Origin of the sequence: Pelomonas sp. KK5, assembly GCF_001984095.1 — a bacterium.
GTDB lineage: Bacteria > Pseudomonadota > Gammaproteobacteria > Burkholderiales > Burkholderiaceae_C > KK5.
Genome location: NZ_LYVQ01000168.1, coordinates 1 through 14,347 on the forward strand (window position 1 = coordinate 1; position 14,347 = coordinate 14,347).

Consider the following 14,347-nt stretch of genomic DNA (forward strand, 5'->3'; position numbering starts at 1 on the left):
GTATCGGCGAAGTGCAGCACCTCGAAGCGCACGGTCGGCGAGGCCAGGTCGCTGGGCGGGCTGCCCAGGCCGATGGCGCCGCTGCCGTGCAGCGTGCAGCCGCCGCGCTTGAGGCTGAGCACCTCGCCGTCGGCGCCGAAGCGCACGAAGGTGCCGTTGTAGGACAGGTCGGTGACCGAGAAGCTGCCGCCGTGCCAGTCGATGCGCGCGTGCGAGCGGGAGACCCGGCCGTCGGTGATGCAGTAGGTGGCCTGCACGCTGCGGCCCAGCACGACCGGCATGCTGTCGATGTCGAACACCCGGTCCAGGTCCAGCCAGACCAGGCGGATGCCGTCCGGCTCGGTGCTCTGCACCGGCTCGCCGAACTGCGTGGCCGGCTGGTCGCCGTGGCTGGGCTTGTCCAGCACGTGGACGTGGACCGGCTCGGCGCGCCCGCGGATGGCGATCAGGTCGAGGCTGCGGAAGCGGTTCTTGATCTGACTGGTCAGGCCGGCGAGCACCTCGGCGGTGATCAGCGTCTCGCTGTCGCCGGCGTGGTCCAGCAGCCGGGCCGCCACGTTGACGGCGTCGCCGAAGCAGTCGCCATTGAGTTCCACCACCTCGCCGCGTGCCAGCGCCACCTGCAGGTGCAGCGTGCGCGGGGTGGCGCCGCGCTGCCTGTTGCTGCGGGCCAGCGCCTTGGCCAGCAGCTCGTGCATGCGTGCGGCGGACTTGACCCCGTCGCGCGGGGCGTCGAAGACGGCCATCAGCCCGTCGCCCAGCGTCTTCACCAGCCGGCCGCTGCATTCGTCCACCGCCTGGCCCAGCAGGCGCACCGTCTGCGTCACCACCGCCGTCGCCTCGGCGTTGCCGAGCGTCTCGAACAGGCCGGTGCTGCCGCGCAGGTCGGCAAACAGGACGGTGCGTTCGCGGATTTCTGTCATGAACGGTGAGGAAGAAGGACGCGGCGAGCGTGAAATATTGGGCAGTGTAGCGGGGCTTGTCGACGGACACCGACTGTGACAGAACGGAGCAGTCCGCCTGGCGGCCTCGCTGGACACCCGCTGCGCTTTGCCACACCATGCCGCCAACGACGGGGCGCCTCTCGAGCAGCCCCGCAGCAGGAGACAAGCGGCATGAGCAGTAGCAGTGAAGAACCTGGCGCCAGCGCGGAACTGGCCGTCCGCGCGCCTCGGCAGGACCTGATCCAGCGCTCCCACCAGCGCAGCGCGGCGCTGGGCCTGACCCGCGGCGAGCGGCGCGAGTTCGGCCCGCTGATCCGCAGCGACCTGAACCTCGCCCGCGAGCGCAACCAGCGCCTGTGCAACCACGCCGCGCCGGTGATGCAGCTGCTGCTGGAGCAGATCGTGCACAGCGAAAGCATGATCGTGCTGACCGACGCGCAGGGCACCATCCTGCACACCGTCGGCGACGACGACTTCCTGCAGCGCGCCGACAAGGTCGCGCTGGCGCCCGGCGCCAACTGGGCCGAGCACTCCAAGGGCACCAACGCCATCGGCACGGCGCTGTTCGAGGAGGTGGCCACGCTCGTGCACGCGCATGAGCACTACATGCACGCCAACCATTTCCTGACCTGCTCGGCCGTGCCCATCTTCGACCCGCGCGGCAATGTGCTGGGCGTGCTGGACGTGACCGGCGACCAGCGCGGCTACCACCAGCACACGATGGGCCTGGTGCGCATGTCGGCGCGGATGATCGAGAACCACTGGCTGTCCGACGACTTCAACAGCCGGGTGCGCCTGCACTTCCACGCGCATGCGGCCTTCATCGGCTCGCTGCTGGAGGGCATCGTCGTGATGGCGCCGGACGGCCGCATCGTCGGCGCCAACCGTGCGGCGATGGACCTGCTGGGCCTCAGCGGCGCGGCGCTGCGGGCGCAGAGCGTGATGAGCCTGTTCGGCACCACGCCGTCGGCGATCCACGACCACTTCAGCCTGCCGATGCCGGCGCCGATGCGGCTGGCGCTGCCGGGCGGGCAGGTGCTGCATGCGATGGCGCGTTGCGAGTGGCCGGCGCGTGCGCTGGCGCTCGGCGGGGTGGAGCGGGCGGCCATGCCGCCGGCCGTCGCGCCGCAGCCCTGCATGCCGATCGAGCAGCCGCATCTGGACCTGCAGTACCTGCGCACCGGCGATGCCCAGGTGGAGCTGCTGGTCGGCAAGCTGCGCCGCGTGGTCAACCGGGACATCCCGCTGCTGGTGCTGGGCGAGACCGGCACCGGCAAGGAACTGCTGGCGCGCGCGGTGCACAACGAGTCGAACCGCGCACGCCAGCCCTTCGTGGCGGTGAACTGCGCGTCGATCCCCGAGTCCCTGATCGAGTCCGAGCTGTTCGGCTACGAGGACGGCGCCTTCACCGGCGCGCGCCGCAAGGGCGCGGTCGGCCGCATCGTGCAGGCCAACGGCGGCACGCTGTTCCTGGACGAGATCGGCGACATGCCGCTGCCGCTGCAGGCGCGCTTGCTGCGCGTGCTGCAGGAGCGCAGCGTGACGCCGCTGGGCAGCAGCAAGGCCATCCCGGTGGACATCGCGCTGATCGGCGCCACGCACCGCAACCTGCGCGAGATGATCGAGGCGCAGACCTTCCGCGAGGACCTCTACTACCGCCTCAACGGCCTGGCGCTGCGCCTGCCCGCGCTGCGCGACCGCAGCGACCTGGAGGCGCTGGTGCGCCGCATCCTGCTGGCCGAGCGGCCACAGGACCCACCCGAGCTGAGCCCGCAGGTGCTGGACATGTTCCGGCGCTACGCCTGGCCCGGCAACATCCGCCAGCTGGCCAACGTGCTGCGCACGGCGGCGGTGATGTCGGCCGGCGAGCGGCAGATCACGCCGCTGCACCTGTCGGACGATTTCCTGGAAGAGGCGCGCGGGCCGGGCAGGGCGCCGGCGCCCGTGTTCGCGATGTCGATGACGACGCCGGTCGGCGAGGCCACGCCCGCCGAGCCGCCACCGCCCGAGCCGCCGGCCACGCTGGAGAAGGCCGAGCTGGCGATGATCCGCGCCGCGCTGGCGGCCACCGACGGCAATGTCTCGGCCGCCGCCAAGCAGCTGGGCATCAGCCGCAACACGATCTACCGCAAGCTGCGCGGCGAGCCCTAGCGGCGATCAGATCGCGCCCCGTGCTTTCCCTGGGGCTGCACCTTCCCGACTGTCACTTTTTGTCGCAGTGAGGCGCTGAGGCGTTCCTGCGCGGGTCAGCTTGATGGCCTGCGCGCCGTGGCATGGGCTTTGCAGAAAGCCGGCTGAAGGATTGCTTCAGAACACATGCACGGAGACAAGATCGATGAAGACCCCCTTTGCGTTCCTCGCCTGCGCGGCCCTCACCGCCAGCCTCGCCTGGGCCCACGGCGACGTCGTGCCCCAGGCCGTCGACACCTCGGGCCTGCCCAAGCTGGGCACCGACTGGAAGGCCGAGAACCCCTACCGCGGCAACGATGCAGCGATCAAGGTGGGCTCCTCCGCCTTCAACCAGAACTGCGCCCGCTGCCACGGCCTGGAGGCGATCTCCGGCGGCATCGCGCCGGACCTGCGCCGCCTGGACAACGACTGCGCCACCACCCGCGACGACAAGCGCAAGGCCGCCTGCGTCAAGGACAACGACGAGTACTTCCTGACCACGGTGCGCCATGGCCGCACCCGCAACGGCGCCGTCTACATGCCGCCGTTCGAGGGCGTGTTCGACCAGGAAGCGATCTGGGCGATCAAGGCCTATCTGGAATCGCGCCGGGAGAAGCCGCTGTGAACCGGCGTGCTGCCCTGCGTTACGGGGCCGCGACGGCCCTGGGCCTGGCCGGTCTCTCGGCCTGGGCCACCTCGCTGGCCAAGGTGCGCGAGCGCGGCGCGCTGGTCGTCGGCATCTACAAGGAGATGCCGCCCTTCCACGATGACGGCAAGGGCATCGACGTGGAGCTCGCGCAGGCGCTGGCCGAGGCGCTGAAGGTGCGGCTCTCGCTGCTGCCCTTCGATGCCGGCGAGGACATGGGCGACGACCTGCGCAACATGGTCTGGAAGGGCCACTACCTCGGCTACGGCCCGGCGGACGTGCTGATGCATGTGCCGGTGGAGCGGCCGCTGATGGACGCGAATCCGCAGGTCAGCGTGTTCGCGCCCTACTACCGCGAGCGGCTGGCGCTGGCGCGCGACCTGGAGGCGATGCCGAAGCTCGATGGCATGTTCGAGCTGAAGGGCAAGCAGATCGCCGTCGCCGGCCAGTCGCTGTCGGGCTGGCTGCTGATCGGTGCCGATGCCGGCGCCTACAAGGCGACGCTGACGACCACCTGGAAGGACGGCGTCGAATGCGCGAAGGCGCTGCTGCGCGGCGAGTGTGTGGTGGCGGCCGGCGAGGTGTCGGAGCTGGAATCGGTGCTGCGCGGCAAGGCGCGCTATGCGATCGAACCGCTGCCGATGCCCCAGGCGCCGCGCAATGGCTGGGCCGCGGGCCTGGCGGTGAAGAAGGATGCCGGCGACCTCGCCGAGGCGCTGCAGGCGGCGATGAACGAGATCACGTCATCGGGCCGGCTGAAGGCCATCTTCGAGCGGCACAACGTCGGCTGGCGGCTCTGATGCTGAGGGCCACGCTGGCCTTCCTGGCGCTGGCCCTGAGCGCCATTGCAATGCCGGCGCTGACGCAGACCGGTGGCGATCCCTTCGGCTCGCTGCAGTGGCCCGAGCTGAAGCGGGGCTACCTGGGCGAGAAGGCCGTCGTGCTGTTCGATCCGGACCATGTGCTCGTCGAGGCGCCGGCCTTCGCCGAGGACCCGATGAACGTGCCCGTCAGCGTCTCGGTGCGCGGCCTGACGGACGTCGTGCAGATCGTCGTCATCGTCGACCGCAACCCGATCCGCAAGGTGCTGGAGTTCCAGCCGCTGGTGCCGGACGTCGTGCTGCCCGCCATCAACTTCCGCTTCAAGCTGGAGCAGGCGAGCCCGGTGCGGGCGGCGGTGAAGACGCGCGACGGCGTGTGGCATGTCGGCGGCGCCTGGGTCGATGCGGCGGGCGGGGGCTGCACGGTGCCGGGGGCCTCGCGTCGAGACGGGTCGTGGGCGCGCACGCTGGGCGAGGTCGGTGCGCGGCGCTTCGATCGCAACGACGGCGGCACGCGGCTGCGGCTGCGCGTGATGCATCCGATGGACACCGGCCTGGCGAACGGCATTCCGGCCTTCTACATGAACCGGCTGGCCGTCTTCGAGGCTGCCGGCCGTGAGCTGCTGCGGCTCAGGACCTACGAGCCGCTCAGCGAGAACCCGGTGCTGAGCTTCGATTTCGGCCCCTTGCCGCCGGGGCCGCTGAAGCTGGTCGGCTCGGACAACAACGGCAACCGGATCGCAAGGATCATCGAGTGAGGTGGATGTTCATGGCCCTGCTGATGCTGGCGCTGCGCGAGGTGCGCGCCGCCGACTATGCGCTGAAGGCGCGCGAACTGGCGCCGGGCGTCTACGTGGTCGAAGGCACCAACGCGGATTTCGCGCCCGCCAACGGCTGCAACATCATCAACACCGGCTTCATCGTCACCGGCGCGGGTGTGCTGGTGATCAACACCGGTCCGTCGCGGCGCTACGGCGAGGCGCTGCGCGCGCTGATCGCGAGGACGACGCGGCAGCCGGTCGCCCGCGTGATCCACCTGAACCAGCACCCCGACTACTTCCTCGGCAACCAGGCCTTCGCCGACGTGCCGCGCGCCGCCACGCCGGCCACCCGGGCCGGCATGCAGCGGGAGGCGAAAGCCTACGAGGACAACCTCTATCGCCTGTGCGGCGACTGGATGCGCGGCACCGAGGCGCTGCTGCCGGACGTCGATGCGGGGCCAGGTCTTGCCACGCTCGGCGGGCGCGAGATCGAGCTGCTGGAACTGGATGGCCACACCGGCAGCGACCTGGTGCTGATCGACCGCGCCAGCGGCATCGCCTTCGCCGGCGGCCTGGTGTTCGCGCGGCGCATCCCGACGACGCCGCATGCGCGGCTGCCCGAGTGGCAGGGCAGCCTGGCACGGCTGGCCGCGCTGCCGCTGCGCCGGGTCGTGCCGAGCCACGGGCCGGTGGACGGCGGCATCGAGGGCCTGCAGTCGACCGTGCGCTACCTCGGCTGGCTCGATGCCCGGCTGCGCCGCGGTGCCGCGCAGGGCCTGGACATCAACGAGCTGCTGCGCCTGCCGGTGCCCGAGGAGTTCCGCGCCTGGGCGGCCTTCGAGACCGAGTACCCGCGCAATGTGATGCAGCTGTACCCGCGCTACGAACAGCCGCTGTTGCAGCGCTGAGCGCACTGCTCAGCGATGGAGCACTGCGGCCCGGGTTAGCCCCGGGGAATTTCGGCCGCTGAAGGGGCCGGCGGGTGCTGCGGCGAATGGCATGGAGCTTGCGCTGAACCTCGGCGTTACCTACCTACACCAAAGGAGACAAGCACCATGCGCTTCAAGCTATCGACCCTGTCCTTCCTCGTCGCCTGCGGCGGCGCTGCGGCCGCACCGGGCGCCGTGACACCGGTCAGCGATGCCTCGATCGAGGCCGCCGCCAAGTCCGGCCAGGAGGTCCTGTCCTGGGGCCTGTCCACCGACGGCCAGCGCTACTCGCCGCTGAAGCAAGTGACGACGGCCAACGTGAAGGGGCTGGCGCCGGTCTGGGCCTTTTCCTTCGGTGGCGAGAAGCAGCGCGGCCAGGAGTCGCAGCCGCTGATCCATGGCGGCCGCATGTTCGTCACCGCCTCCTACTCGCGCATCTTCGCGCTGGACGCGGCCACCGGGGCCAAGCTGTGGAAGTACGAGCACCGGCTTCCCGAAGGCATCATGCCCTGCTGCGACGTGGTCAACCGCGGCGCGGCGCTCTACGACAACCTGGTCATCTTCGCCACGTTGGACGCCCAGCTGGTGGCGCTGGACCAGGCCAGCGGCGACGTGGTCTGGAAGGAGAAGATCGACGACTACGCGGCCGGCTACTCGGCCACCGCCGCGCCGATCATCGCGGGCGGGCTGCTGCTGACCGGCGTGTCGGGCGGCGAGTTCGGCGTGGTCGGCCGCGTGGAGGCGCGTGATCCGAAGTCGGGGCGGCTGGTCTGGAGCCGGCCGACCGTCGAAGGCCATATGGGCTACACCTACGACAAGGACGGCAACCGGAAGGAGAACGGCATCTCCGGCACCGCCGGCAAGAGCTGGCCGGGCGACCTGTGGAAGACCGGCGGCGCGGCCACCTGGCTGGGCGGCACCTTCGACCCGAAGACCGGCCTGGCCTATTTCGGTGCCGGCAACCCGGCCCCGTGGAACAGCCACCTGCGCGAGGGCGACAACCTGTTCTCCTGCTCCACCGTCGCCATCGACGTGAAGACCGGCCAGATCAAGTGGCACTACCAGGGCACGCCCAACGACGGCTGGGACTTCGATGGCGTCAACGAGTTCGTCACCTTCGACATGGACGGCCAGCGCGTCGGCGGCAAGGCCGACCGCAACGGCTTCTTCTACGTGATCGACGCGAACACCGGCAAGCTGAAGAACGCCTTCCCCTTCGTCAACAAGATCACCTGGGCCAGCAGCATCGACCTCGCCACCGGCAAGCCGAACTTCATCCCCGAGGGCCGGCCCGGCGATCCGGTGGCCAGCGCCGACGGCAAGAAGGGCAAGTCGATCTTCTCGGCGCCCAGCTTCCTCGGCGGCAAGAACCAGATGCCGATGGCCTACTCGCCGCAGACCAAGCTCTTCTACGTGCCGGCCAATGAATGGGGCATGGAGATCTGGAACGAGCCGATCACCTACAAGAAGGGCGCGGCCTACCTGGGTGCCGGCTTCACGATCAAGACGATCAACGACGACTACATCGGCGCGCTGCGCGCGATCGATCCTAAGACCGGCAAGATCGTCTGGGAGGTGAAGAACGGCGCGCCGCTGTGGGGCGGCGTGCTGACGACGGCCGGCAACCTGGTCTTCTGGGGCACGCCCGAGGGCTGGCTGAAGGCCGCGGACGCAAAGACCGGCAAGGTCGTCTGGCAGTTCCAGACGGGGTCAGGTGTCGTCGCGCCGCCGGTGACCTGGATGCAGGGCGGCGAGCAGTATGTCTCGGTCGTCTCCGGCTGGGGCGGCGCGGTGCCGCTGTGGGGCGGCGAGGTGGCCAAGAAGGTCAGCATGCTCGAACAGGGCGGCATGGTCTGGGTGTTCAAGCTGCCGAAGGCGATGTGATGCAAAGGCGCACGTTCGTCATTGCTTGCGCGTGCCCTTCGCTGGCGCTGGCCCAGGCCGGCGCCCATGTGGACGAGGCGAGCGAACAGGCCCAGGGCATCGGCTACCGCGAGGACACGCGCAAGGTCGACGCGAAGAAGTACCCGCAGCACAGGCCCGAGCAGCGCTGCTCGAACTGCAACTTCTGGCAGGGCGCGAAGGCCGATGAATGGGCCGGCTGCGCGATGTTCGGGCGCAAGCACATCGCCAATGGCGGCTGGTGCGTGGCCTGGGTGAGCACCCCGGCGAAATGAAGAAAAAAGGGGCTGGAAGAATCCAGCCCCTTTGTCCTTATTTCACCGAACGGTGATTTACAGGTTGTCGAGATACGTACGCAGCTTGTCCGAGCGGCTCGGGTGCTTCAGCTTGCGGATCGCCTTCGCCTCGATCTGGCGGATCCGTTCGCGCGTCACGTCGAACTGCTTGCCCACTTCTTCCAGCGTGTGGTCGGTGGACATCTCGATGCCGAAGCGCATGCGCAGGACCTTCGCTTCGCGTGGGGTCAGCGAGTCGAGGATGTCCTTCACCACGTCGCGCAGGCCGGCCTGCATCGCCGCTTCGATCGGCGCGGTGTTGTTGGTGTCCTCGATGAAATCGCCCAGGTGCGAATCGTCGTCGTCGCCGATCGGGGTCTCCATGGAGATCGGCTCCTTGGCGATCTTCATGATCTTGCGGATCTTGTCCTCGGGGATCTCCATCTTCTCGGCCAGCGTCGGGGCGTCCGGCTCGTAGCCGAACTCCTGCAGATGCTGGCGCGAGATGCGGTTCATCTTGTTGATCGTCTCGATCATGTGGACCGGGATGCGGATCGTGCGGGCCTGGTCGGCGATCGAGCGGGTGATCGCCTGGCGGATCCACCAGGTCGCGTAGGTCGAGAACTTGTAGCCGCGGCGGTATTCGAACTTGTCCACCGCCTTCATCAGGCCGATGTTGCCTTCCTGGATCAGGTCGAGGAACTGCAGGCCGCGGTTGGTGTACTTCTTGGCGATGGAGATGACCAGGCGCAGGTTGGCCTCGATCATTTCCTTCTTGGCGTCGCGCGAGGCCTTCTCGCCCTCGTTCATCTTCTTGTTGATGTCCTTCAGGTCATCAATCGGAACGACGGCCTTGGCCTGGATGTCGATCAGCTTCTGCTGCAGTTCCTGGACGGCCGGCAGGTTGCGGCCCAGCACGGCGGAGTAGTTCTTGCCGGCGGCGGCTTCCTTCTCGGCCCACTGGCGGTTCAGCGCATTGGGCGGGAAGGTCTTGATGAAGTGTTCCTGCGGCATGCCGCACTTGTCCACGACGATCTTGCGCAGCTCGCGCTCGTAGCGGCGCACGTCGTCCACCTGCGAGCGCAGGATGTCGCAGAGCTTCTCGATGGTCTTGACGGTGAAGCGGATCGTCATCAGCTCGGCGCTGATCGCCTGCTGAGCCTTGTTGTAGTTGGCCGACTTGTAGCCGTCCTTCTCGAAGGCCTTGCGCATCTTGTCGAAGTTGCTCGACAGGCTGTCCAGCTTCACGAGCGCGGCGTTCTTCAGCTCTTCGAGCTTCTTGGTCAGGGCCTTGGAGCCGCCGTTGCCGTCGTCGTCGTCTTCCTCGTCGAACTCGTCGAAGTCTTCCTCGGCCACGTAGTCGTCGGCCTCGTCGGCGGCGACGAAGCCGTCCACCACCTCGGAGATCTGCATCTCGCCGGCGCGGATCTTGGTGGAGAACTCAAGGATGTGGGCGATCGTCGTCGGCGAGGCCGAGATGGCCAGCATCATCGCCTGCAGACCGCCTTCGATGCGCTTGGCGATCTCGATCTCGCCTTCACGGGTCAGCAGTTCGACCGTGCCCATCTCGCGCATGTACATGCGCACCGGGTCGGTCGTGCGGCCGAATTCGGAGTCGACGGTGGAGAGCGCGGCTTCGGCGGCTTCCTCGGCTTCTTCCTCGGTAGCGGTGGGCGAGGAGTTGCCCTGGATCAGCAGCGTGGCGGCGTCGGGGGCCTGCTCGTAGACGGCGATGCCCATGTCGTTGAGCATCGAGATGATGGCCTCGAGGATTTCCTCGTTGACCAGCTTCTCAGGCAGGTGGTCGTTGATTTCCTGGTGCGTCAGGAAACCACGGGTCTTGCCCATCTTGATCAGCGTCTTCAGCTCGTGGCGACGCTTGGCGGCTTCCTCTTCGGTCAGCGCCGTCTCTTCCAGGCCGAACTCGCGCATCAGCGCGCGCTCCTTGGCGCGGCTGACCTTCATGCGCAGCGGCTTGGCCTTAGGCTTGTCCTCGGCGACTTCCTCGACGACGGCCTCTTCCGGCTCGCCTTCCAGGTCCTCTTCCAGGTCGGACAGGTCCACGTCCTCGACCTCGGCGGCCGCGGCCTTGCCGGCGGGCTTCTTGGTCTCGGTGGCAGCCTTGGGCTTGCGGCCGCGCTTGGGCTTGTCCTCGACCGCGACGTCGGTCACCGCTTCATCGCTGGACTTGGCGGCAGCCTTGGTGGCGCGGGGCGGCTTGGCGGCGGTCTCGGTGGTTTTCTTGGCGGTCATGCAGGAGGTCCTCGGAAGGTGAGCGGGCGGCGCGGACGGGTCAACAAAAATTTTTTCGATCTGCCAATGCAGCAGCCACCTGGGGCCGCGTACTGCGCAACTTTGCAGTTGCGGAGCTCGGCCCAGGCGGCTCTCGGACGTCTTGGGAAGATGACGCAGATCGTCGTCTTTTCAAGGCGTGGCGCGTGCAAGCTGGCGTGAACGTTTGTGTTTGCAAGTCTTGGCGGATAAAGGGTGGCCACTTGATGGGTGCCCAGTGTTCTGCTGGGGGGCCGGGTCCGGAAGTACTTGCCGTTACTCTTGACGCGCTCGAAAACCCTTAATTATAGGGCGCAAATCAAAGAATTTGCTAACTCCCGATTCAGGCGGGTACCGCGGCGCGCAACTGGCGCAACTGTTCGTGCAGCTGGCGGAAGCGCTCCAGCGCCTCGCCCTGCAGGTTGCCGGCGGCCAGCATCCGGTCGGTCTGCGCTTTCAGCTCGAGGATCCAGAGCTGGCGCATCACCTCCTGCATCTGGTCGAACTTCAGCTCGCCCTGCACGACCAGGCCGCCGGTCGTGCGTTCGGCGCCGGCCAGCAGGCCGTCGTCGCGCAGTGCCTGCTCCAGCACGCTCCAGGCGACGGCGCCGTGGTTCACGAGGTAGCGCTCCAGCCAGGCGATCAGCTCGCCGTGCGAGCCGGGCAGCGCGTGCAGCAGTTGCTGGTCGTCCGGGCTCAGCTGTTCCCACCAGTCGCAGCTGAGCAGCAGCATGCGCAGGGCGTTGTCGGCGGGCTGGGCGGGGCGGGCGCGGGGCATGCCCAGGGTCTCGTCCTCGGGTTCGCGGCGGCCCTTCCACTTGCCGCCGCCGCCCGAGGGCTTCCAGTCCTTCTTCCACTCGGTCTTGCGGGGCTTCCAGGCCTGCTGGGGCTCGTGTTCGGCCGGCTGGGCGACGTCGTAGGTCGCCGAGGGTTCGGCGACGAAGTCGGCGGGGTCGGGCTCGTAGCTGTCATGCCAGCCGGGGTGCTCGTCGTCCGCCGCATGCTGATGGGGCTGCTGCTGATGCTGTCGCGGCCGCGCCGGCGCGCGTTCGGCCGGCGCGCCGGCCGGCCACAAGGCCATCAGCTCCTGCTCGGGCAACTGGGCGCGGCGGGCCAGGTCGCCCAGCAGCTGGCGCTTGAGCAGGCCGGCGGGCAGGGCGTTCCACAGCGGCCGGGCGTTGGAGAGCAGCCGGGCCCGGCCTTCGGCGGTGCCGAGGTCGCTGCCCTCGGCGGCCACCTCCATCAGCTGGCGCGAGAGCGGGATCGCCTCCTCCACGCAGCGCTCGAAGGCGTCGGCACCGAACTCGCGCACATAGCTGTCCGGGTCGTGCTCGGTGGGCAGGAACAGGAACTTGATGCTGCGGGTGTCGCTGGCGTGGGGCAGGGCGGCTTCCAGCGCGCGCCCGGCGGCGCGGCGGCCGGCGGCGTCGCCGTCGAAGCTGAAGACCACGCTCTCGGTGAAACGGAACAGCTTCTGCACATGCTCGGCGGTGCAGGCCGTGCCCAGCGTGGCCACCGCATTGCCGAAGCCGCTCTGGGCCAAGGCGACGACGTCCATATAACCCTCGACCACCAGCACATAGCCGCGCCGGCGCAGCTCGGTGCGGGCCTCGTACAGGCCGTAGAGCTCGCGGCCCTTGCTGAAGACCGGCGTCTCCGGCGAGTTCAGGTACTTGGGCTCGCCCTTGTCCAGCACGCGGCCGCCGAAGCCGATGGTCTCGCCCTGCACATTGCGGATCGGGAACATGATGCGGTCGCGGAAGCGGTCGTAGCGCTTGTCCTCGTCGCTCTCGATCACCATGCCGGATTCGACCAGCCTGTCGTCCGCATAGTCCGGCACCGCGCTGGCCAGCGTGCGCCAGCCTTCGGGCGAGTAGCCCAGGCCGAACTGCTTGGCGATCTGGCCGGTGAGGCCGCGGCGCTTCAGGTAGTCGATGGCGCGCGGGCTTTTCTTGAGCAGGGCCTGGTAGTGCTTCGCGGCGCGCTCCAGCAGCTCGGTGAGGCTGCTCTGGCGGGCCTTCTGTTCCTGGGCCTTCTGGCGCTCCTCGGGCGAGCGCTGGTCCTGCGGCACCTGCATGCCCACCTGCTGGGCCAGGTCCTCCACCGCCTCGACGAAGCCGGCGCCGGTATGTTCCATCAGGAAGCCCACCGCATTGCCGTGCACCCCGCAGCCGAAGCAGTGGTAGGTCTGGCGGGTCGGGCTGACGATGAAGCTGGGCGACTTCTCGCCGTGGAAGGGGCACAGGCCCTTGTGGTTGATGCCGGCCTTCTTCAGTTCGACATGGCGGCCCACCACCTCGACGATGTCGACGCGGGCGAGCAGGTCCTGGATAAAGCCGGGTGGGATCACCCCGCGAGTTTATTCGGCTCGCGGACCGGCTCGCGGACCGGCTCGGGTTGGCGGGTCAGCCAGGGCATGCGCGCGAAGGCCTCCATCCAGCCCGGCACCTCCTCGGCCGGCAGGGCCGGCGAGATGCCGTTGCCCTGGCCCTGCTGGCAGCCCAGGCGCAGCAGCGCGCGGGCGTGGGCGGCGGATTCCACGCCCTCCGCAATCACCTCGGCGCCGAAGTGCCGCGCCAGGCCGATCACGCCTTCGACCAGCGCCATGTCCTGCGCGTCGGTCAGCATGTGCTGGACGAAGCTGCGGTCGATCTTCAGCTCGTCCACCGGCAGCTTTTTCAGGTAGGTGAGGGTGGAGTAGCCGGTGCCGAAGTCGTCCAGCGCGAAGCGAACGCCGAACTCGCGGCAGCGCAGGATCAGTTGCTGCGTGGCCTCGACGTCGGCCAGCGCCGCCGATTCCAGCACCTCCAGGCTCAGGTAGCGGGCCAGCGGCCGCTGGTGGCGCCGGATCAGCTCCTGCAGGCGCTGGGCGAAGTCGGGCGCCTGCAGCTGGCGGGCGGTGACGTTGACGCTGACCTGCAGGGCCAGGCCCTGTTCCAGCCACAGCGAGATCTGCCGCAGCGCCTGCTCGATCACCCAGTCGCCGATCTGCACGGCCAGGCCGGTGCCCTCGGTCGCCAGCAGGAATTCCGCCGGCCCCAGCAGGCCGCGCTCGGGATGCTGCCAGCGCAGCAGCGCCTCCATGCCCAGCACCCGGCCCGACTGCATGTCGATCTTGGGCTGGTAGTGCAGCTGCAGCTCATGGTGGTCCAGCGCCTGCTGGACGCGGGCCAGCGCGATCAGGCTGGCCTCGTCGCGCTGGCGCTTGGCGGCGTCGAAGAAGCGCACGCCGTTGCGGCCGGCCCGCTTGATTCGGTAGAGCGCGTGGCCGGCGTGGCGCAGCAGGGTCTCGGCGTCGGCGTCGTCGTGCGGATACAGGGTGGCGCCGATGCTGGCGCCGAGCTCCAGCACCAGTTCGCGGCCGTCATCGGCCTCCAGCCGGTAGGGCGCGCGCAGCACGCCCATCAGGCGCTCCAGTGCGCGCTGGGCTTCGTCGCTGTCGGCAATGCGCAGGCGCAGGGCGAACTCGTCGCCGTCGAGCCGGGCGATCGAGTCGGACCAGCGCGGTCCGTTGCGCAGGGCGCGGGCCAGGCGTTGCGCCACGCGGGCCAGCAGCGCGTCGGCCACGGCGGCGCCATGCTCGGCGTTGATGCGGCTGAAGTGGTCCAGGTCGATGCGGCAGACCGCGA

Annotated in this window: 11 protein-coding genes; 7 read left to right on the plus strand and 4 right to left on the minus strand. The window is 68.9% G+C overall.

Features of this window, described 5'->3' with window-relative positions:
- Positions 1 to 923 (minus strand): adenylate/guanylate cyclase domain-containing protein (locus B0W88_RS22410; RefSeq protein ID WP_077036852.1); only part of this gene is annotated, 923 nt, incomplete at its 3' end.
- A 192-nt stretch (positions 924 to 1,115) separates the two neighbouring features.
- On the opposite strand from B0W88_RS22410, the gene B0W88_RS22415 reads away from it, so the two are divergent.
- From B0W88_RS22415 to B0W88_RS22445, 7 genes are all read left to right on the plus strand, one after another.
- Positions 1,116 to 3,095 (plus strand): sigma-54-dependent Fis family transcriptional regulator, encoded by a 1,980-nt coding sequence (locus tag B0W88_RS22415; protein ID WP_077036853.1) that lies wholly within the window; start codon positions 1,116 to 1,118, stop codon positions 3,093 to 3,095.
- Positions 3,096 to 3,279: 184 nt separating this feature from the next.
- A complete protein-coding gene (gene pedF, locus B0W88_RS22420) occupies positions 3,280 to 3,738 on the plus strand; it encodes a cytochrome c-550 PedF (RefSeq protein WP_077036854.1) in 459 nt (152 codons plus the stop codon).
- On the plus strand, positions 3,735 to 4,559 hold the full coding sequence (locus B0W88_RS22425; protein WP_233151806.1) for an ABC transporter substrate-binding protein: 825 nt from the start codon (positions 3,735 to 3,737) through the stop codon (positions 4,557 to 4,559). The genes pedF and B0W88_RS22425 overlap by 4 nt, the downstream gene beginning before the upstream one ends.
- Positions 4,559 to 5,338 (plus strand): quinoprotein dehydrogenase-associated SoxYZ-like carrier, encoded by a 780-nt coding sequence (locus B0W88_RS22430; RefSeq protein WP_077036855.1) that lies wholly within the window; start codon positions 4,559 to 4,561, stop codon positions 5,336 to 5,338. The genes B0W88_RS22425 and B0W88_RS22430 overlap by 1 nt, the downstream gene beginning before the upstream one ends.
- Before the next feature lie 5 nt (positions 5,339 to 5,343).
- Positions 5,344 to 6,249 (plus strand): quinoprotein relay system zinc metallohydrolase 1, encoded by a 906-nt coding sequence (locus tag B0W88_RS22435; RefSeq protein ID WP_077036856.1) that lies wholly within the window; start codon positions 5,344 to 5,346, stop codon positions 6,247 to 6,249.
- A gap of 147 nt (positions 6,250 to 6,396) precedes the next feature.
- The gene (locus B0W88_RS22440; protein WP_077036857.1) at positions 6,397 to 8,154 is read left to right on the plus strand and encodes a PQQ-dependent methanol/ethanol family dehydrogenase; all 1,758 of its coding nucleotides are present in this window, start codon (positions 6,397 to 6,399) and stop codon (positions 8,152 to 8,154) included.
- Positions 8,154 to 8,447 (plus strand): high-potential iron-sulfur protein, encoded by a 294-nt coding sequence (locus B0W88_RS22445; protein ID WP_077036858.1) that lies wholly within the window; start codon positions 8,154 to 8,156, stop codon positions 8,445 to 8,447. Before B0W88_RS22440 ends, B0W88_RS22445 begins: the two co-directional genes overlap by 1 nt.
- A gap of 57 nt (positions 8,448 to 8,504) precedes the next feature.
- Here B0W88_RS22445 and rpoD read toward each other — a convergent pair whose 3' ends face one another.
- The 3 genes from rpoD to B0W88_RS22460 form a co-directional block, all read right to left on the minus strand.
- Entirely contained in the window at positions 8,505 to 10,700 is a 2,196-nt protein-coding gene (gene rpoD, locus B0W88_RS22450; protein WP_077036859.1) for an RNA polymerase sigma factor RpoD, read from the minus strand.
- 361 nt (positions 10,701 to 11,061) lie between these two features.
- Complete coding sequence (gene dnaG, locus B0W88_RS22455) at positions 11,062 to 13,068, minus strand: DNA primase (protein WP_077036860.1); 2,007 nt, start codon at positions 13,066 to 13,068, stop codon at positions 11,062 to 11,064.
- Positions 13,065 to 14,347 (minus strand): bifunctional diguanylate cyclase/phosphodiesterase (locus tag B0W88_RS22460; RefSeq protein ID WP_144006894.1); only part of this gene is annotated, 1,283 nt, incomplete at its 5' end. The genes B0W88_RS22460 and dnaG, both read right to left, overlap by 4 nt.